The organism is Paracoccus sp. (in: a-proteobacteria), from assembly GCF_030536915.1.
Taxonomy (GTDB): domain Bacteria; phylum Pseudomonadota; class Alphaproteobacteria; order Rhodobacterales; family Rhodobacteraceae; genus Paracoccus.
In genome coordinates, this window is record NZ_JAUNPC010000032.1 from 1 (window position 1) to 16,231 (window position 16,231).

Below are 16,231 nucleotides of genomic sequence, written 5' to 3' on the forward strand. Positions count from 1 at the left end.
GCCCATCCGCAGGCCGGGATGACCTTCGCCGTGGCGACGGGGCTTCGGGGGCAGGCCGAGCATCGGGTCATCCTGTGATCGGAACAAGGCCCGCCGCTTCATGACGCAGTTTGGCAACGTCGGCCGCGTGCTGCGCCGCGAGGGGCTTCCCGGCCTTCTGGCGCGCATCCGCCATCCCAAGCGCAGCGACAGCGCGACGCCGCGCATCGTCCTGCCGCTGCGGCTGGGGGACGAGTTGCAGCATCTGGACGCCCCGCTGCGTGCGGCGATGACCCTGCTGGGGCAGGCGGGCGAGGCGGGCATCTGCAACGATCCTCGGGGTCCGGGCCTGCTGCTGCAGACGGGGGACCATGCGCCCTTGCCGGAAACCGGGGTGATCCTGCCCGAGGCCGCTGCGGTTGCGAGGTTTCTGAATCGCCATGCGCAGGGCCGTATCCGGGGCAGCGCGGGCGCTTCGGTCCATCTGGTTGCCGACGGCGCGGGTGTGACGGCGCTGACCAACGCCGGGGTTTCGCGAGGCCGCGTCTTTGTCGCGCCCGCCCTGTCGCGGCTGGCGGCCGGGGCCGCTGCTGGTGGGGCGCGCGTCGATGACATCGCGGCCGAGCTTGCGCGCTGGCTGATCGCGGCGCAGGCGCTGGACCCGCTGCGGGTCGATCCCCGGATCTTTCCCGCCCTGCGCAATCTGGCCGCAGGCGACCGGCTCTGCCTCAGCCTGCCCGAGACGCCCCAGCGCCGCCAGCTTCTTGCCGCGCAGAAGGCAAAGGGCCTGCGCGTCTTCGACGGGCTGCGCTTTCATCCCGCCTGGCGCGGCTGCGGCCTCAGCTATGTCGCCATTGCCCGGGCCGCCTTGGCGCAGGATGCCGCGCCCCTCTTGGTCTGCGAGGATGACGCGGTCTTTCCCCCGGATTTCGAGGCGCGGCTGGACGGCATCCGGCACTACCTGGAAGGTGTCGAATGGGACGTCTTTTCCGGCCTGCTCAGCGATCTGCCCGACGACTGCACGATCCGGCGGGTCGAGCGGCGGGACGGCATGACCTTTGTGCATCTCGACCGGACGGTGGGGACGGTCCTTAACATCTATGGCCCTCGTGCCCTGGAACGGCTGGCTCAATGGGACGACCGCGACCGGAACGTTCATGACAACACGATCGACCGCTGGCTGGGCCGGATGGAGGGGCTGCGGGTCGTCACGACGCTGCCCTTCCTCGTCGGCCATGACGCATCGGCGCAATCGACGCTTTTCGGCTTTTCGAACCGCCGCTACGACGCCACCATCGGCGCAAGCGAACAGCGGCTGCGCCGGATGGTCGCCCGGTTCGAGGCGCGGCGCCCCTAGGCCGCGGCCTGCGGCGCGGTGCCCTGCGGCACCAGCGCGGCCAGGAAGTCCGCGCACCATTTCGAGATGTCGTTCTGTTCCAGCCGGGCCATCATCGCGGTGAACCGCTCGACGCGCTCCTCGAGCGGCATCGGCAGGGCGCGGGCGATGGCGTTGCCGACGGCCTCGATGTCATAGGGATTGACCAGAACCGCGGCGTCCAGTTCCCGCGCCGCCCCGGCAAAGCGGGACAGGACAAGGACGCCGGGATCGGCCGGGTTCTGGGCGGCGACGAATTCCTTGGCGACCAGGTTCATGCCGTCGCGCAAGGGCGTCACCAGCCCGACGCGGGCGACACGGTAAAGGCCCGCAAGCGTGCTGCGCCCGACGGACTGGTTGATATAGCGGATCGGCGTCCAGTCCATCGTGCCCATCGCGCCATTCACGCGGCCCGCGTGTTCGGCCACCTGCCGCTGCATGTCGGAATAACCCGGCACGTCGCTGCGGGATTTCGGCGTGACCTGCAGCAGCGTCGTGCGCCCGCGCCAGTCGGGGTTGGCGATCAGGAAACGCTCGAACCCGTCGATGCGGTGGGTCAGGCCCTTGGAATAATCCAGCCGGTCCACCCCGATGATGAGGTCGCGGCCGTTGAAGCTGACGGCGGTGCGCTTGACTGCCGTATTCCGCACCGCCCGTTTCGCCATCGAGGCGAACTCGGCCACGTCGATGCCGATGGGGAAGGCGCAGGCGCGGAAGCGGCGGCCGTGGGCGACCATCCAGCCACCGCCGAGGTCGCGCCCGATCCCCTCGCGCCTGAGGCCGAGGGCGAAGTTCTCGACGTCATGTTCGGTCTGGAATCCCACCACGTCATAGGCGGTCAGGCCGCCGATGATCTCCTCGTGCACCGGAAGGGTGAAGAACACATCCGGCGAGGGCCAGGGGATGTGCATGAAGAAGCCGATGCGGTTTTCCACCCCCATCCGGCGCAGCTCGGCGGCCATCGGGATCAGGTGGTAGTCGTGGATCCAGATGAGATCGTCGGGCTGGATCAGGGGCCGCAGCCGTTCCGCGAAAAATCGGTTCACCCGGAAATAGCCCGCCATGTCCTTGCGCGCGTATTCCGTCAGGTCCAGGCGGTAATGGCACAAGGGCCACAGCACGCTGTTGGCGAAGCCCGCGTAATATTCCGACAGGTCGCGCCGCGACAGGTCGGTCAGGGCATAGGTGATGTTGCCGCGTTCCACGAACTGCAGCGGCCCCGGTTCCTTTACGCCGCTGGACTTGCCGGTCCAGCCCATCCAGACGCCGCCCGCCTTTTCCAGCGCGGAATGCAGCGCGACGGCCAGCCCGCCGGCGGGCGCCCCCTTGGTCGGGTCGGGCACGCGGTTCGAGACGACGATCAGCCGGCTCACAGCACGTCCTCCCACCTTCGGGACAGGTGCATGGCGGCATGGACAAGTCCGACCATCGAATAGGTCTGCGGGAAGTTGCCCCAAAGCTCGCCCGTCTCGACATGGACCCCTTCGGAAAGCAGGCCGAGGTGGTTCCGGGTCCGCAGGATCTCGGCGAAGATCTGGCGCGCGTCCTCGCGGCGGCCGACGCGGACAAGCGCGTCGATCAGCCAGAAGGTGCAGGCGGTGAAGGCGGTCTCCGGCTCTCCGAAATCGTCGGGGGCGCGGTAGCGGTAAAGGTGGTTGCCGAAGCGCAGGTGCTTCTCGCAGGCCTCCAGCGTGGACAGGAAGCGCGGGTCATGCGCCGGGATGATACCGATCTGCGGCATCAGCAGCAGGCTCGCGTCGAGGTCGCGGCCACCGAAGCTGGACACGAAGCTTTGCAGTTCCTTGTTCCAGCCGAGTTCAAGGATGCCCTCGCGGATCACGTCGGCCTCGGCGCGCCAATGCGCCTCGCGCTCTGGCAGGGCCAGCTTGTCCGCGATCTTGGCCAGCCGGTCGCAGGCGGCCCAGCACATCACGGCGGAATGGGTGTGGACAGCGCCGCGCGTCCGGAACTCCCACAACCCCGCGTCGGGCTGGTTCCAGCGTTCCGCCGCCTGCCGGCCCAGCTTTTCGATCCGCTGGAACAGCGCCTCGCCGCCCATTCGGGGCAGCCGCTCGTCGAAAAACGCCTGGGTGATCGACAGGATCACCGAGCCGTAGCCGTCGTTCTGCACCTGCGTATAGGCGGCATTGCCGCGCCGCACGGGGCCTAGGCCGCGATAGCCGGGCAGGGTCGGGACCATCTCCTCGTCCACCTGCCGTTCCAGCCCCAGCCCGAACAGCGGCTGCAGGTAGCCGTCGGGCGATCCCGCCGCGATGTTCGAGACGTAGGAGATATATTCCTCCATCGTCCGGGTCGCGCCCAGCAGGTTCAGCGCGCTGACGGTGAAATATGAATCCCGCAGCCAGCAGAAGCGATAGTCCCAGGTCCGCCCGCTTTCCCCGTATTCCGGGATCGAGGTCGTCAGCGCCGCGACGATGCCCCCGGTTTCCTCATGCGCGCAAAGCTTCAGCGTGATGGCCGAGCGGATCACCACGTCTTGATAGTCCAGCGGCACCGACAGGTAGCGGACCCAGTTCCGCCAGTAATCGGCAGTCTTGTCCATGAAGCTGCGCGCCATCTGCAGCGGGGCCTCGGACAGACGTTCGTCCGCGCCGAAGACGAAGGCATAGGGCCGGTCGACAAGAAAGGCCCTGCCGTGCTCGACATAGTCGATGGGCGCGTTGGTGGTCAGGCGCAGCACCTGCTCGCCCAGGATGAAGCGGATGTGGTTGGTGCCGCGCGTGGTCTCGGGGACATGGGCGCCGTAGCCGTGACGCGGGCGCATCAGGACCCGGACGCGGGGAGTGCCTTCCAGCGGTTCGATCATCCGCACGATGCCCAGGGGGCGGAAGATCCGGCCCAGCTCCTTGAAGCGCGGCGCGAAGTCGAGGATGCGCAGCCGGTTTCCCGCGCCATCGGTCAGGATCGTTTCAAGGATCGCGGTGTTGCGCAGGTAGCTTTGTTCGCTGCGGGCGAGATCCTCGAGGGTGATCGACCAGTCGCCGCCTTCCCCCGCCCCGCCCAGCAGGCGGCAGAAGACGGGGTCGCCATCCATGCGCGGCGCGCACATCCAGAGGATCGCGCCGTTCCGGTCCACCAATGCGGCGGCCGCGGCATTGCCGATCACGCCCAGGTCGAGCGAGTGGACGGGGGCCGTGGTCGCGGCGGCCAGGCTGGGGGTCTCGACAGGGGCGTTCATTGCGACACCCGTTCGACCCAGGCCCGCAGATCGGCAGGAGAGGGGATGCGGGACTGCGCGAGGGTCTCGCGCCCGTCGGTGCCGACCCGGACCGACAGGCCGCCAAGGCGGTTCGCGGCCGCGAACATCGCCTCGTCCGTCACGTCGTCGCCGACGGCCAGCGGCCGGCGCCCCGCGAAAGCCTTTTGCCCCATCGTCTGCATCAATGCGTCTCCCTTGTCCCGGCCGTGCGGCCGCAACTCAACAACCGCCTTTCCTTCCTGCAGTTTCCACCTGTCGCCGACGGTTTCCGCAAGCGCCTGCATCAGCCGCCGCACCTGCGCTTCGCTGGCCGGGGCAAGGCGGTAATGGGCGGCGAAGGCCGGGCCCTTGTCCTCGAACACGACGCCGGGCCAGCGGGCGGCCTGTTCGCGCAGCCGCTGCTTGGCGCCCGAAAAGGCGTCGGTGGTGTCGGGGGCGAAGATCCGCCCGGACCCGTCGCGCCATTCCGCCCCGTGCAGTCCGTTGACCGTGGCGGAAAGGCCGGGAAACAGCCGGTCCACGGTGGCAAGCGACCGACCCGTGACCAGCGCCAGCGCCCCGCCCAGCCTTGCGGTCAGCCGTTCCAGCGCCCCCGCCAGCCCCGGCGGCACCACGATCCCGTCCGGCGTGTCGGCGATGTCCAGAAGCGTGCCGTCGATGTCGAGGAAAAGGGCAAGCCCATCCACCCTGCCGGGCAGCCCGGCCGGCGCGGGCGCAGCCCCGGCCATCTCGCGCGAGGAGTTCTGGTCCATCCGGCAGAATCTAGGCGGGCCGGCTGCAGAGGACAACCCCGCCGGGAGTCTGGCCCCGCGCGGAACGCCTGCGCCGTTCCGGTGTTGTCCAACATGCATCCGGGGAGAGGGGCCGATGGACGACAAGCGGGTCTGGGAATTCGAGGAAAGCCTGTGGCGGGCAAGCGAGGAACGCTATCACGAGCGGGTGGACCCCGACTGCGTCATGGCGCTGAGCCGGGCGCCCTGGCTGTTCACGGGCGAGGCCGCGGTCGAGGCGGTCAGCCACACGCCCGCATGGGAGGAGGTCGCCTTTTCGCAGCAGGACGTGCGCCGCCCCCAGGAAGGGCTGATCGCCATCGCCTATTGCGTGGTCGCCGCCAAGGGCGAAACACGCTTTGCCGCGGCCTGCACCTCGGTCTACCGCCGCCGCGCCCATGACGACTGGACCGTGGTCCAGCATACGCAGATCGCCCTTGATTCACAGGAGAACGCATGATGACCGACGACGCCAAGATCGAGGCCCGCTTCTGGAAGGCGCTTGCCGCGGAACGCGTGATGATGCTGGGGGTGGACGGAGTCGAGGACGGCTTCGCCCGCCCGATGTACGTCCAGATCGACGAGGAACGCTCGCCCTTGTGGTTCTTCACCTCGAGCGACAACCACATCGTGGACAAGCTGACCGAAGGCCGCCGCGCCATCGCCACCTTTTCCGCGAAGGGAGAGCTTTACGCCTCGATCCAGGGCAGCCTGAGCCTGTCGCAGGATCGCGCCATGATCGACAAGCTGTGGAATCCGCAGGTCGCCGCCTGGTACGAGAAGGGCAAGGACGACCCCAAGCTGCGTCTGCTGCGCCTTGATGCAGACCAGGCCGAGATCTGGCTGGACGGATCGAGCCTGCTGGCCGGGGTCAAGTCGCTGCTGGGGGTTGATCCCAAGATGGACTACAAGGACGACCAGGCCTCGGTGCGCTTGTAGGAACAGCCGCTTTCCGCCTGCGCCGGAACATGTCCATTTGGACAAATTGAACGCGGGCGTCCCATGTGGTCAACAGGGTTCAAGACGGCCGTCTTGCAAAGCATCGCTTGTTACGAGTTGTTTCTGTTATTGGTTCGTGATGCTCACGAAGACCCGCGCAGCCCTGCTGCGCGGGTTGATTCATGATAAGCTCCTCAGGGCTGAGGGCTAGTAACCGATCGCGGCCCCGGCACTCGCGCGGCTGTCGATCGCGCCGTGATAGCCCCTGCCGTCGCCATCCTCGATGTCCCGCAGGCTCTTGCCGCCGACAAGGATGCCCGCCGCCTCGCCCCAGACCGGCCAGTTCGGATCGGTGCCGATGTCGTATCCCATCCCGACCAGCAGGCGCATGGTGTCCGAGGACAGGCCGCGCGGCTCGACGAAGACCCGGTCGGGCAGCCACTGGTGATGGATGCGCGGGGCGTCGATGGCTTCCTGCAGGTCCATGCCGTGGTCGATCACGTTCATGATCGCCTGCAGGGTGATGGTGATGATGCGCGCCCCGCCGGGGCTGCCGATCACCATGAAGGGCTCGCCATCCCTGGAAACGATGGTCGGGCTCATCGAGGACAGGGGCGACTTGCGCGGCTCGATGGCGTTGGCCTCGCCCTGCACCAGCCCGTACAGGTTGGGCACCCCCGGCTTGACGGTGAAATCGTCCATCTCGTTGTTCAGAAGGATGCCGGTGCCCTCGGCCACCTTGGCCGTCCCGAAAGAGCCGTTCAGCGTGTAGGTGACGGCAACCGCGTTCCCGTCCTTGTCGATGATGGAATAATGCGTCGTTTCCGGGGACTCGGGCGCGACATCGACCTGCAGCTCGGCGCTGACGCCGGCGCGGAAGGCGTCGATGCGGGACCGGATCTCGTCGGCATAGGCCTTGCTGGTCAGCCTTTCGACCGGGTTTTCCACGAAATCGGGATCGCCCAGCGCGGTGTTGCGGTCCACATAGGCGTGGCGCATCGCCTCGACCATCAGCCGCGTGGTTTCCGCCGAGCCATGGCCCAGGTAGGAAATCGGGTAGCCTTCCAGCACGTTCAGGATCTCGCAGATGATCAGCCCGCCGGACGAGGGCGGCGGCGCCGAGGCGATGTCGTAGCCGCGATAGCTGCAGGTCACGGGCGCCATCTCGCGGACCCGGTATTGCTGGAAATCCTCTTTCGCGAGGATGCCGCCGTTGGCCTCGCTCGCCTGCACGATCAGGTCGGCGATGCCGCCGTTGTAGAAGGCCTCCGCCCCGCCTTCGGAAATCTGCCGCAGCGATCCGGCAAGGTCTGCCTGCACCAGCCGGTCCCCGATCCGATAGGGCTGGCCGTCCTTCAGGAAGATCCTTGCGGCCGCCGGGTCCCGGGCCAGCCGGTCATTGCCATCCGCGAAAGAGGCGATGTCGCCCTGTTCCAGCACGAAGCCTTCCGTTGCCAGTCGGATCGCGGGGGCTAGCAGCTCCTCGCGCGGTTTCGTGCCGTATTTCTCACGCGCCATCTCGAGGCCCGCGACGGACCCCGGCGTGCCCACGGCCAGATAGCCGTCGATGCTGGCGCCGGGGATCGGGTTGCCCTCGGCGTCCAGATACATGGTGCTGGTCGCGGCCAGCGGCGCACGCTCGCGGAAATCGAGGAATGTCGTCGTCCCGTCGGCCAGCCGGATCGTCATGAAGCCGCCGCCGCCGAGGTTGCCCGCGGTCGGATAGACCACCGCCAGCGCATAGCCCACTGCCACGGCGGCATCGACCGCATTGCCGCCGGCCTTCAGCACATCGACGCCGACCTGCGAGGCCAGGTGCTGCGCCGTCACCACCATGCCGTTCTGCCCCTCGACCGGGACAGGGGATGCGGCAAAGGCCGCGCCCGCCCCGAGCCACAGCGCCGCCACGAAACAAAGCCGCCTTGATTCCAGTCGCCCCATGATCGCCCTCCTTGCGGTCGGATGATGTCCGCGCCGGATGCATCCGGCGTCCCCGAGCGAAGGATGAGGCGATCCGGGGCTTGCGTCCAGACCTGCCGCCGTCTTCCCCGCGCCGCGGGTCACAGCGGCTGGCGGTCCCATTCCAGTCTGGGACCCAGCGGCACGATGCCGGTCGGGTTCAGCGCCTTGATCGAATAATAGCCGCGCTTGATGTGGTCGATGCTGACCGTGTCGCGCACGCCCGGCAGGGCGAGCATCCGTTCCAGATAGGCGCTGAGTGCCGGATAGTCGGCCAGCCGGCGCAGGTTGCATTTGAACAGCCCGTGGTAGGCCGCGTCGAAGCGCACCAGCGTCACGAACAGGCGGATGTCGGCTTCCGTCACCCGATCACCCGACAGGAAGGCGCGGCCATCGGCAAAACGCGCCTCAAGTTCGTCCAGCATGGCGAAGACCTCGTGGAAGACCTCGTCATAGGCTTCCTGCGTGGTGGCGAAGCCCGCGCGGTAGACGCCGTTGTTCAGGCGCGGATAGATGCGGGCGTTCAGGGCCTCGATCTCGTCCTGCAGATCGGCGGGATAGAGGTCATAGGTCAGGTCGGCCAGATCGCCGAAGCCCGTGGTCATCATCCGCAGGATCTCGGCGGATTCGTTGTTGACGATGGTGCGGCGCTGCTTGTCCCAGAGGACCGGCACCGTGGCCCGGCCCGAGACCTGCGGATCGGCCCCGCTGTAGATCTGGTGCAGGTGGTCCGCGCCGGTCAGCGGGTCTGGTTCGGCAAAGCGCCAGCCCTGATCGCCCAGTTCCGGCTCGACCACCGAAACCGAGATCGCGTCCTCCAGCCCCTTCAGCCGCCGCCCGATCAGCGTGCGCGAGGCCCAGGGGCAGATCAGCGCGACGTAAAGGTGATAGCGGCCGGGTTCTGCGGCGAAACCGCCTTCGCCACTCGGGCCGCGGCTGCCGTCGGGGGTGATCCAGTTGCGGAAGCTGGATGTCTGACGGACAAAGCCGCCCTTTTCGTCCTTGGCCTGCACCGGCTGCCAGTCGGCCACCCATTTCCCTTGCACGAGCATCGGCGTCTCCTTTCAGGCTGGTCCCGGCGCGAGACCCGCGCCGGGCGTTCGTTCACCGGCTCGTGGCGTCCAGCCGCTCGCGGGCCTCAGTGGGCAGGTCGAGGGCCACGGCGCCCATGATCTCGTCCAGTTGGCCCTCGCTGGTGGCACTGGCGATGGGGGCGGTCAGGCCGGGGCGCGACATCAGCCAGGCCAGCGCGACCTGCGCCTGCGGGGCGCCCACAGCTTCGGCCACCTCGCGCAGCGCCGTCAGGATACGCTCGCCGCGGTCGTCGAAATAGCCTTCGAGGAAGCCCTTGCGGCTGCTGCCCTCAAGATCGGCCTTGCTGCGGTATTTCCCGGTCAGGAAGCCGCTCGCCAGCGAGAAATAGCTGACGGCGCCGATGCCTTCCGACTGGATCACGGGCAGCAGCGACTGCTCGAAATCCTTGCGGTCGTAAAGGTTGTAGGCGGGCTGGACCATCTCGTAGCGGGGCAGCCCGGCGGCCTTTGCCGCATCCAGCGCGGCCTGCAGGCGTTGCGCCGAGTGGTTCGAGGCGCCGATGGCGCGGACCTTGCCTGCCTCGATCAGCCGGGAAAAGGCGCCCAGCGTTTCCTCGAAGGGCACGCTTTCGTCGTCCACATGGGCGAAGTAAACGTCCACATGGTCGGTCTGCAGGCGACGCAGCGAATCGTCCAGCGCGGCCTCGATATTGGCGGCGGAGAGGCCCTTGCGCGGCTCCCACATGCCGACCTTGGTCATCAGCACCACGTCTTCGCGGCGGCCCTTCTGGGCCAGCCATTCGCCGATCACGGTTTCGGATTCACCGCCCGACAGTCCCGGCGCCCAGGACGAATAGACGTCGGCGGTGTCGATGGCGTTGAAGCCGCGCCCGGTGAAGCGGTCCAGCAACTCGAATGACCGCTGCCGGTCGGCGGTCCAGCCGAAGACGTTGCCGCCGAAAACAAGGGGGGCAATGGCGATGCCCGACTGGCCGAGTTCACGCTTTTCCATGAAAAAATCTCCTGTCTTGTGAAAGGGGGGAGGGACGGCCGGTGCGTCACAGCATCCGGTCCAGCGTCCCGTCGCGCCTGACGAACTGGTGGAACAGGGCCATCGCGATATGGCCGATGACCAGTGCCGCCAGAACCCAGGCCAGCGGCGAATGCAGGCTGCCGAGGCCTTGCGCCCAGCCGATCTTCTCGCCCTTGGCGATCAGTTCGATGCCGAAGGCGGTCACGCCGAAGCCGGCGCCGACCATCAGCAGGATGCCGGTCAGCGGCAACAGGATCAGCGTGGCGTAGATGAGGCCGTGCCCGGCCTTGATGTAGAAATCCATTGCCGGATCGTTCAGAGGACGCTGCCCCCGCTGATTGAACGCCCAGCCGAAGCGGGCAACGACCATCACCAGCAGCAGCACGCCGATCGAGAAGTGCCAGGAAACCGGCCCCTGACCGACCCAATGCTCGCCCTCGCCGATGCGGTCGAAGAACTTCAGGAACTGCCAGCCCACCAGGAAGGCCATCACCCAGTGAAAGGTCTTGCTGATAAGGCCGTAGCCGTCTCGCGTGTCGGTAGCCATGTCGGTCTCTCCTCCAATGATATCAGGCGATGCTTTCGACGGTTCCGCCATCCACGCGCAGGGCCGCGCCGGTGGTGGCGCTGGCTTGCGGCGAGGCGACATAGACACTCATGGCCGCGACCTCCTCGGGGGTGGCGAAGCGGCCCAAGAGGTTCGAGGGGCGGTTTTCCTTCAGGAACAGCGCCTCCATCTCCTCGGAGGATACGCCACGTTCGCGGGCCAGATCCCGCATCATCTCGACCGAGCCTTCGGTGCGCGTCGGCCCCGGCAGGATCGAGTTGACGGTGACGCCGGTTCCCGCCAGCACCCTGGCCAGTCCGCGGGACACGCCCTGCACGGCGGCTTTGCTCGCGCCGTAATGGACCATCTCGCCGGGGATGTTCAGCGCCGATTCGCTGGAGATGAACTGGATGCGGCCCCAGCCCCGGTCGCGCATCCCCTGCGCGTAATGGCGGGCCAGCCGCACGCCGCTGAGCACGTTGACCTGCAGCATCTCGTCCCATTCGGCATCGGTGATGTCGAAGAAGGGGCGGGCGCCGTAGATGCCGAGGTTGTTGACAAGGATGTCGGCCTGCGGCTCGGCCGCGATCAGCGCGGCCGAACCCTCGGCGGTCCCCGCATCGGCCACGACCGCGCGGGCGTCATCGCGCCCCGAGGCCGCGTTCACGGCGTCCCGCGCGGCATTCGTGCCGTCCTCGCGGCGGCCGACGACCACGACGCGGGCGCCGGCGCGGGCAAGGCCGGTGGCGATGGCCAGGCCGATGCCCCCGGTCGAGCCGGTGACGATGGCGGTCTTGTCGGTCAGGTCGATATGCATGGGCTGTCTCTCCTCGTCTGCGTTGACACCAAGATAATGCCGAGGAAGGAGGGATATAATCTGCTGATCGGGAAAGGGATTGTTTCCTTTATGGAAGAGGTTGCTACCAGCCTCGTTCCCAATGCGGGGTGTCGCGGTAGCGTTCCACCAGCGCGTCCACCAGCAGCCGCACCTTGGCCGCAAGATGGCGGCTGTGGGGATAAAGCAGGAAGATGTCATAAGGCGCGGATTCGAAATCCTGCAGCAGCGGCACCACCCGGCCCCCGCGGATCGCATCGCCCGCGATAAAGGCGGGGACGCAGGCAAGACCCAGCCCGGCTTCCGCCGCCTGCAGGCAGGCCTCGGCATTGGAAAAGCGCAGCCGCCCGCTGACCGCCACCCCCGGCGCATCGCCCGAGGGCCAGCGGCGGGGATCGCGGAAGTTCGTGTCGATGATGCAGTCGTGCCGCGTCAGGTCGGCGGGGGTTTCGGGCGCGGGATTGCGGTCCAGGTAGGCCTGCGCCCCCACCACGACGATGCGGACCGAGCAGAGCTTGCGGATGATGAGGCTGGAATCGTCCGGCTGCCCGACCCGCACGGCAAGGTCGAAGCCGTCGTCCACAAGGTTCACGGCCCGGTCCGAAAAGTTCACCTCCAGCTCGATCTCGGGGTAGCGGGCGGCGAAGTCGTTCAGCGCCGGGGCAAGCTCGCGGATGCCGAAGGTCAGGGGCGCGGCCACCCGCAGCCGCCCGCGCGGGGTCTGCGAGATGTTGCGGATCTCGCTGTCCAGCCTGTCCAGTTCCTCGATCAGCACCCGCAGCCGGTCGTGATAGGCTTGTCCCGCCTCGGTTGGGGACACCGAGCGGGTGGTGCGGTTCAGCAGCCGCACGCCCAGTTCCGTTTCCAGCCGCGAGACCAGCTTCGAGGCCTGCCCCGAACTGGTGCCGAGCTGCCTGGCGGCGCCGATGAAGCTGCCCGCCTCCATCACCGCCATGAACATCCGGTCGCATTCCAGTCGGTTCATCGCTTTCCTCTTTATCCGCGGCTTGCCGCATTCCACCATGGCGGACCTGCCGGGCGCCAGCGGTCCGCGCCCTGGCAGGGGAACGGCTGCGGCGCGGGGGCGTTGCCCCTCGCAACTCGTGCTGTGAAAGGCTGACCCATGTCCGGCAAGGAAGGCTCCGACCCCGTTCTCCCTCCCTACCGCTCGGGCGCGATCGAGGACCCGCGCCTGCCGCTCAATCCCTATTCCGACGACCAGCAGCCCTGGCCGGGGCTGGCCGAAAAGATGGACCCGCAGCCCGACCATGGCGAGGAAAGCTACAAGGGCCATAACCGGCTCAAGGGCAAGCGCGCATTGATCACCGGGGGCGACAGCGGCATCGGCCGCGCCGCCGCCATCGCCTTTGCGCGGGAAGGGGCGGATGTCGCGATCAACTATCACCCCGACGAGGAAAGCGACGCGCAGACGGTCGTGAAGCTGATCGAGGCCGAGGGCCGGCGCGCGGTCGCACTGCCCGCCGACATCCGCGACGAGCAGGCCGCCCGCAAGGTCATCGACGATGCCGTGAAGGGCTTGGGCGGGCTTGAGGTGCTGGTCCTGAACGCAGGCCGCCAGCAGGCGCAGAAATCCATTGCCGACATCACCTCGGACGCATTCGACGCGACGATCAAGACGAACATCTACGCGCCCTTCTGGATGGCGCAGCAGGCGCTGCCGCATCTGAAGAAGGGGGCCTCGATCATCGTGACCTCGTCGATCAACGCCTTCTCGCCCTCGCCAGACATGCTCGACTATGCGATGACCAAGGGCGCCGGGAAGGTCTTTGCCCAAGGGCTGGCCAAGCAGCTTGCGCCCAAGGGCATCCGGGTGAACGCGGTGGCGCCGGGACCGTTCTGGACCGCGCTGCAGGTCTCGGGCGGCCAGCCCAAGGAGGACCTGCCCGAGTTCGGCGCCGACAGCGTGCTGGGCCGCGCCGGCCAGCCGGTCGAGATCGCGCCGATCTACGTGCTGCTCGCCAGCGACGAGGCGAGCTATATCACCGGCGAGGTTTATGCCGCGACCGGCGGGCAGGGGACCGGCTGATCTTTTTCAACAGCTTCATGCCTTCACAGTTCTGTGAGACCTTGAGAGGGTCGGCAGCCAGCCGGCTCTTTCGAAGGTGTCAGGGATGGATTCTCGCAAATACGCGGCGGAACTTATCGGAACATTCTGGCTGACATTCGGGGGCTGCGGCTCGGCCGTGCTTGCGGCTGCCTTCCCAGAGGTGGGAATCGGCCTTCTGGGCGTGTCGCTGGCCTTCGGCCTGACGGTGCTGACCATGGCCTATGCCATCGGCCATGTGTCGGGATGCCACCTGAACCCTGCGGTGACGGTCGGGCTTGCGGCAGGCGGGCGTTTCCCGTCCTCGCAGATCCTGCCCTATGTGGTGGCGCAGGTCCTGGGTGCGATCCTGGGGGCGCTGGTGCTTTACCTGATCGCCAGTGGCGCGCCGGGTTTCGACGCCGCGGCCTCGGGCTTTGCGGCAAACGGCTATGGCGAACATTCGCCGGGCGGCTATTCGATGGGCGCGGGCTTTCTGGCCGAGGTGGTGCTGACAGCCTTGTTCCTGTTCATCATCATGGGGGCCACGCATGGGCGGGCACCGGTGGGCTTTGCCCCCATCGCCATCGGGCTGGGGCTGACGCTGGTCCACCTGATCTCGATCCCCGTCACCAACACCTCGGTCAATCCCGCGCGATCCACCGGGCCGGCGCTGTTCGTGGGCGGCTGGGCGCTGGGGCAGCTGTGGCTGTTCTGGGTGGCACCGCTGATCGGGGGGGCGCTGGGCGGCATCCTCTATCGCTGGCTCAGCCCGCAGCCCGAGGAGCCCGTTGTCGGCGGCATCCGCAGCCCCGGCTAGGTGGCGGGCCTTTGCCGAAGGGCGACGACGCCTTTTCATTGACGCGATCGGGCGGGGCGGGCACATCCGCCCCCAAAGCCGAAGGGACCCGCGCATGACCATTCATCTTCACCGCCACGACCTGCCGGACGGGCTGAACCTCGGCCCGGTCGTGGCCATCGACACCGAGACGATGGGCCTCGACCCCCGCCGCGACCGGCTGTGCCTGGTGCAGATGAGCGCGGGCGACGGCGAGGCCCATCTGGTCCAGATCGCCCGCGGCCAGCGCGAGGCGCCGAACCTGACCCGGATGCTCTCCGATCCCGAGACGCTGAAGCTGTTCCACTTCGGCCGTTTCGACATCGCGATGCTGGAAAACACCTTCGGCGTGGTGACGCGCCCCGTCTGGTGCACCAAGATCGCGTCCAAGATGGTGCGGACCTTCACCGACCGGCATGGGCTGAAATACCTGCTGAACGACCTCGTGGGCGTGGACGTGTCCAAGCAGCAGCAGACCAGCGACTGGGGGGCTGAGGAACTGACCCCCGCGCAACTGGAATATGCCGCATCCGACGTGCTGCACCTGCATGCGCTGAAGGCGGAACTGGAAAAGCGGCTGGAACGCGAGGGGCGGACCGCCTTGGCGCAGGCCTGCTTCGACTTCCTGCCGGCGCGGGCGACGCTGGACCTGATGGGCTGGGGCGATGACAACGATATCTTCCATCACTAGGTCTGGGGGATGAGCGAATATGTCGAAACCGCCCGCCGCGTGATCCGCTGCGAGGCGCAGGGGTTGTCCGAGATCGAGGCCGCGCTGGACGGCCCCCTGGCCCGGCCCTTCGATGCCGCCGTGCGGCTGATCCTGGAAGCCACGGGCCGGGTGATCGTCTCGGGCATGGGCAAGTCGGGCCATGTCGGCCGCAAGATCGCGGCGACCTTCGCCTCGACCGGCACGCCCGCGCAGTTCGTCCATCCGGCCGAGGCCAGCCACGGCGACCTCGGGATGGTCACGAAAGGCGACGTGGCGCTGGTGCTGTCGAACAGCGGCGAGACGCCCGAGATCGCGGATATCGTGGCCCATACCCGGCGCTTTTCCATCCCGCTGATCGGGGTGGCGGGGCGCGAGGGGTCCACCCTGCTGCGCCAGTCCGACGTGGCGCTTTTGCTGCCTATGGCGGCGGAAGCCTGCGGGACGGGGATCGTGCCCACGACCTCGACCACGATGACTCTGGCGCTGGGCGACGCGCTGGCCGTGGCGCTGATGGAGCATCGCCGCTTCACGCCCGAGCATTTTCGCACCTTCCATCCCGGCGGCAAGCTGGGGGCGAGGCTCGCCCGCGTGGGTGACCTGATGCACGAGGACATGCCTCTGGTTCCCGAGGATGCGCCGATGGCCGAGGCGCTGCTGACCATCAGCCGCAAGGGCTTCGGCGTGACCGGCGTCACGGATGGCGGTGGCAGGCTGGTCGGCATCATCACCGACGGCGACCTGCGGCGGCACATGGACGGGCTGCTGAACCACACGGCGGGCGAGGTGATGACGAAGAACCCCCGCACCATCGCCCCTGATGCGCTGGCGGAAGCTGCGCTGGCGCAGATGCAGGACAGCAAGATCACCAGCCTCTTTGCCGTCACGCAGGACCGGCCACAGGGCATCCTGCATATCCACGACTGCCTCAGGGCCGGGATGGTCTAGG

The 16,231-nt window shown here is 67.8% G+C and carries 16 protein-coding genes; 7 read left to right on the top strand and 9 right to left on the bottom strand.

Annotation, left to right across the window (positions count from 1 at the left end; translation table 11 throughout):
* Positions 1 to 100: 100 nt before the first annotated feature.
* Positions 101 to 1,336, top strand: a complete 1,236-nt coding sequence (locus tag Q4F04_RS07540) for a hypothetical protein (protein WP_303369222.1) — start codon at positions 101 to 103, stop codon at positions 1,334 to 1,336.
* Here the strand turns inward: Q4F04_RS07540 and otsA are convergent.
* The 3 genes from otsA to otsB are packed head-to-tail and all read right to left on the bottom strand — an operon-like array spanning position 1,333 to position 5,326.
* Entirely contained in the window at positions 1,333 to 2,727 is a 1,395-nt protein-coding gene (otsA, locus tag Q4F04_RS07545) for an alpha,alpha-trehalose-phosphate synthase (UDP-forming) (RefSeq protein ID WP_303369223.1), read from the bottom strand. The two genes, Q4F04_RS07540 and otsA, sit on opposite strands and share 4 nt — an antisense overlap.
* Positions 2,724 to 4,553: a glycoside hydrolase family 15 protein gene (locus tag Q4F04_RS07550; protein WP_303369224.1), complete on the bottom strand. Its 1,830-nt coding sequence runs from the start codon at positions 4,551 to 4,553 to the stop codon at positions 2,724 to 2,726. The genes otsA and Q4F04_RS07550 overlap by 4 nt, the downstream gene beginning before the upstream one ends.
* Positions 4,550 to 5,326: a trehalose-phosphatase gene (gene otsB, locus Q4F04_RS07555; RefSeq protein ID WP_303369225.1), complete on the bottom strand. Its 777-nt coding sequence runs from the start codon at positions 5,324 to 5,326 to the stop codon at positions 4,550 to 4,552. The genes Q4F04_RS07550 and otsB overlap by 4 nt, the downstream gene beginning before the upstream one ends.
* Positions 5,327 to 5,441: 115 nt before the next feature.
* Here otsB and Q4F04_RS07560 point away from each other — a divergent pair, with 115 nt between their 5' ends.
* Both Q4F04_RS07560 and Q4F04_RS07565 read left to right on the top strand, forming a co-directional pair.
* Entirely contained in the window at positions 5,442 to 5,804 is a 363-nt protein-coding gene (locus Q4F04_RS07560) for a hypothetical protein (RefSeq protein WP_303369226.1), read from the top strand.
* The gene (locus Q4F04_RS07565; protein WP_303369227.1) at positions 5,801 to 6,283 is read left to right on the top strand and encodes a pyridoxamine 5'-phosphate oxidase family protein; all 483 of its coding nucleotides are present in this window, start codon (positions 5,801 to 5,803) and stop codon (positions 6,281 to 6,283) included. The genes Q4F04_RS07560 and Q4F04_RS07565 overlap by 4 nt, the downstream gene beginning before the upstream one ends.
* A 207-nt stretch (positions 6,284 to 6,490) precedes the next feature.
* Here the strand turns inward: Q4F04_RS07565 and ggt are convergent, their stop codons facing one another.
* The 6 genes from ggt to Q4F04_RS07595 form a co-directional block, all read right to left on the bottom strand.
* Positions 6,491 to 8,224 carry a gamma-glutamyltransferase gene (ggt, locus tag Q4F04_RS07570; RefSeq protein WP_303369228.1) on the bottom strand — a complete coding sequence of 578 codons (1,734 nt, stop codon included), beginning with the start codon at positions 8,222 to 8,224 and terminating at the stop codon, positions 6,491 to 6,493.
* A 119-nt stretch (positions 8,225 to 8,343) separates the two neighbouring features.
* On the bottom strand, positions 8,344 to 9,294 hold the full coding sequence (locus Q4F04_RS07575) for a glutathione S-transferase family protein (protein ID WP_303369229.1): 951 nt from the start codon (positions 9,292 to 9,294) through the stop codon (positions 8,344 to 8,346).
* 52 nt (positions 9,295 to 9,346) lie between these two features.
* Positions 9,347 to 10,288, bottom strand: a complete 942-nt coding sequence (locus tag Q4F04_RS07580; RefSeq protein WP_303369230.1) for an aldo/keto reductase — start codon at positions 10,286 to 10,288, stop codon at positions 9,347 to 9,349.
* Between the two features lie 46 nt (positions 10,289 to 10,334).
* Positions 10,335 to 10,856, bottom strand: coding sequence for a cytochrome b (locus tag Q4F04_RS07585; RefSeq protein WP_303369231.1), 522 nt, complete (start codon positions 10,854 to 10,856; stop codon positions 10,335 to 10,337).
* 22 nt (positions 10,857 to 10,878) lie between these two features.
* Positions 10,879 to 11,673: an SDR family NAD(P)-dependent oxidoreductase gene (locus Q4F04_RS07590; protein ID WP_303369232.1), complete on the bottom strand. Its 795-nt coding sequence runs from the start codon at positions 11,671 to 11,673 to the stop codon at positions 10,879 to 10,881.
* Positions 11,674 to 11,776: 103 nt separating this feature from the next.
* Entirely contained in the window at positions 11,777 to 12,676 is a 900-nt protein-coding gene (locus tag Q4F04_RS07595) for a LysR family transcriptional regulator (RefSeq protein ID WP_303369233.1), read from the bottom strand.
* Between the two features lie 138 nt (positions 12,677 to 12,814).
* Between Q4F04_RS07595 and Q4F04_RS07600 the strand changes: the two genes are divergently transcribed.
* The 4 genes from Q4F04_RS07600 (at position 12,815) to Q4F04_RS07615 (ending at position 16,230) form a co-directional block, all read left to right on the top strand.
* The gene (locus tag Q4F04_RS07600) at positions 12,815 to 13,738 is read left to right on the top strand and encodes an SDR family oxidoreductase (RefSeq protein ID WP_303369234.1); all 924 of its coding nucleotides are present in this window, start codon (positions 12,815 to 12,817) and stop codon (positions 13,736 to 13,738) included.
* A gap of 85 nt (positions 13,739 to 13,823) precedes the next feature.
* Positions 13,824 to 14,555, top strand: coding sequence for an aquaporin Z (gene aqpZ, locus Q4F04_RS07605; RefSeq protein ID WP_303369235.1), 732 nt, complete (start codon positions 13,824 to 13,826; stop codon positions 14,553 to 14,555).
* A 94-nt stretch (positions 14,556 to 14,649) separates the two neighbouring features.
* On the top strand, positions 14,650 to 15,264 hold the full coding sequence (locus tag Q4F04_RS07610) for a ribonuclease D (RefSeq protein WP_303369236.1): 615 nt from the start codon (positions 14,650 to 14,652) through the stop codon (positions 15,262 to 15,264).
* Positions 15,265 to 15,273: 9 nt separating this feature from the next.
* Entirely contained in the window at positions 15,274 to 16,230 is a 957-nt protein-coding gene (locus Q4F04_RS07615) for an SIS domain-containing protein (protein WP_303369237.1), read from the top strand.
* Position 16,231: the final 1 nt, after the last annotated feature.

Bases quoted from the DNA above. Each gene is read 5' to 3' on its own strand.
- Q4F04_RS07575 (WP_303369229.1), bottom strand. From the start codon at position 9,294: ATGCTCGTGCAAGGGAAATGGGTGGCCGACTGGCAGCCGGTGCAGGCC.
- Q4F04_RS07560 (WP_303369226.1), top strand. From the start codon at position 5,442: ATGGACGACAAGCGGGTCTGGGAATTCGAGGAAAGCCTGTGGCGGGCA.
- Q4F04_RS07585 (WP_303369231.1), bottom strand. From the start codon at position 10,856: ATGGCTACCGACACGCGAGACGGCTACGGCCTTATCAGCAAGACCTTT.
- Q4F04_RS07610 (WP_303369236.1), top strand. From the start codon at position 14,650: ATGACCATTCATCTTCACCGCCACGACCTGCCGGACGGGCTGAACCTC.
- Q4F04_RS07540 (WP_303369222.1), top strand. From the start codon at position 101: ATGACGCAGTTTGGCAACGTCGGCCGCGTGCTGCGCCGCGAGGGGCTT.
- ggt (WP_303369228.1), bottom strand. From the start codon at position 8,224: ATGGGGCGACTGGAATCAAGGCGGCTTTGTTTCGTGGCGGCGCTGTGG.
- Q4F04_RS07550 (WP_303369224.1), bottom strand. From the start codon at position 4,553: ATGAACGCCCCTGTCGAGACCCCCAGCCTGGCCGCCGCGACCACGGCC.
- Q4F04_RS07615 (WP_303369237.1), top strand. From the start codon at position 15,274: ATGAGCGAATATGTCGAAACCGCCCGCCGCGTGATCCGCTGCGAGGCG.
- Q4F04_RS07595 (WP_303369233.1), bottom strand. From the start codon at position 12,676: ATGAACCGACTGGAATGCGACCGGATGTTCATGGCGGTGATGGAGGCG.
- Q4F04_RS07600 (WP_303369234.1), top strand. From the start codon at position 12,815: ATGTCCGGCAAGGAAGGCTCCGACCCCGTTCTCCCTCCCTACCGCTCG.
- Q4F04_RS07590 (WP_303369232.1), bottom strand. From the start codon at position 11,673: ATGCATATCGACCTGACCGACAAGACCGCCATCGTCACCGGCTCGACC.
- Q4F04_RS07580 (WP_303369230.1), bottom strand. From the start codon at position 10,288: ATGGAAAAGCGTGAACTCGGCCAGTCGGGCATCGCCATTGCCCCCCTT.
- otsB (WP_303369225.1), bottom strand. From the start codon at position 5,326: ATGGACCAGAACTCCTCGCGCGAGATGGCCGGGGCTGCGCCCGCGCCG.
- aqpZ (WP_303369235.1), top strand. From the start codon at position 13,824: ATGGATTCTCGCAAATACGCGGCGGAACTTATCGGAACATTCTGGCTG.
- Q4F04_RS07565 (WP_303369227.1), top strand. From the start codon at position 5,801: ATGATGACCGACGACGCCAAGATCGAGGCCCGCTTCTGGAAGGCGCTT.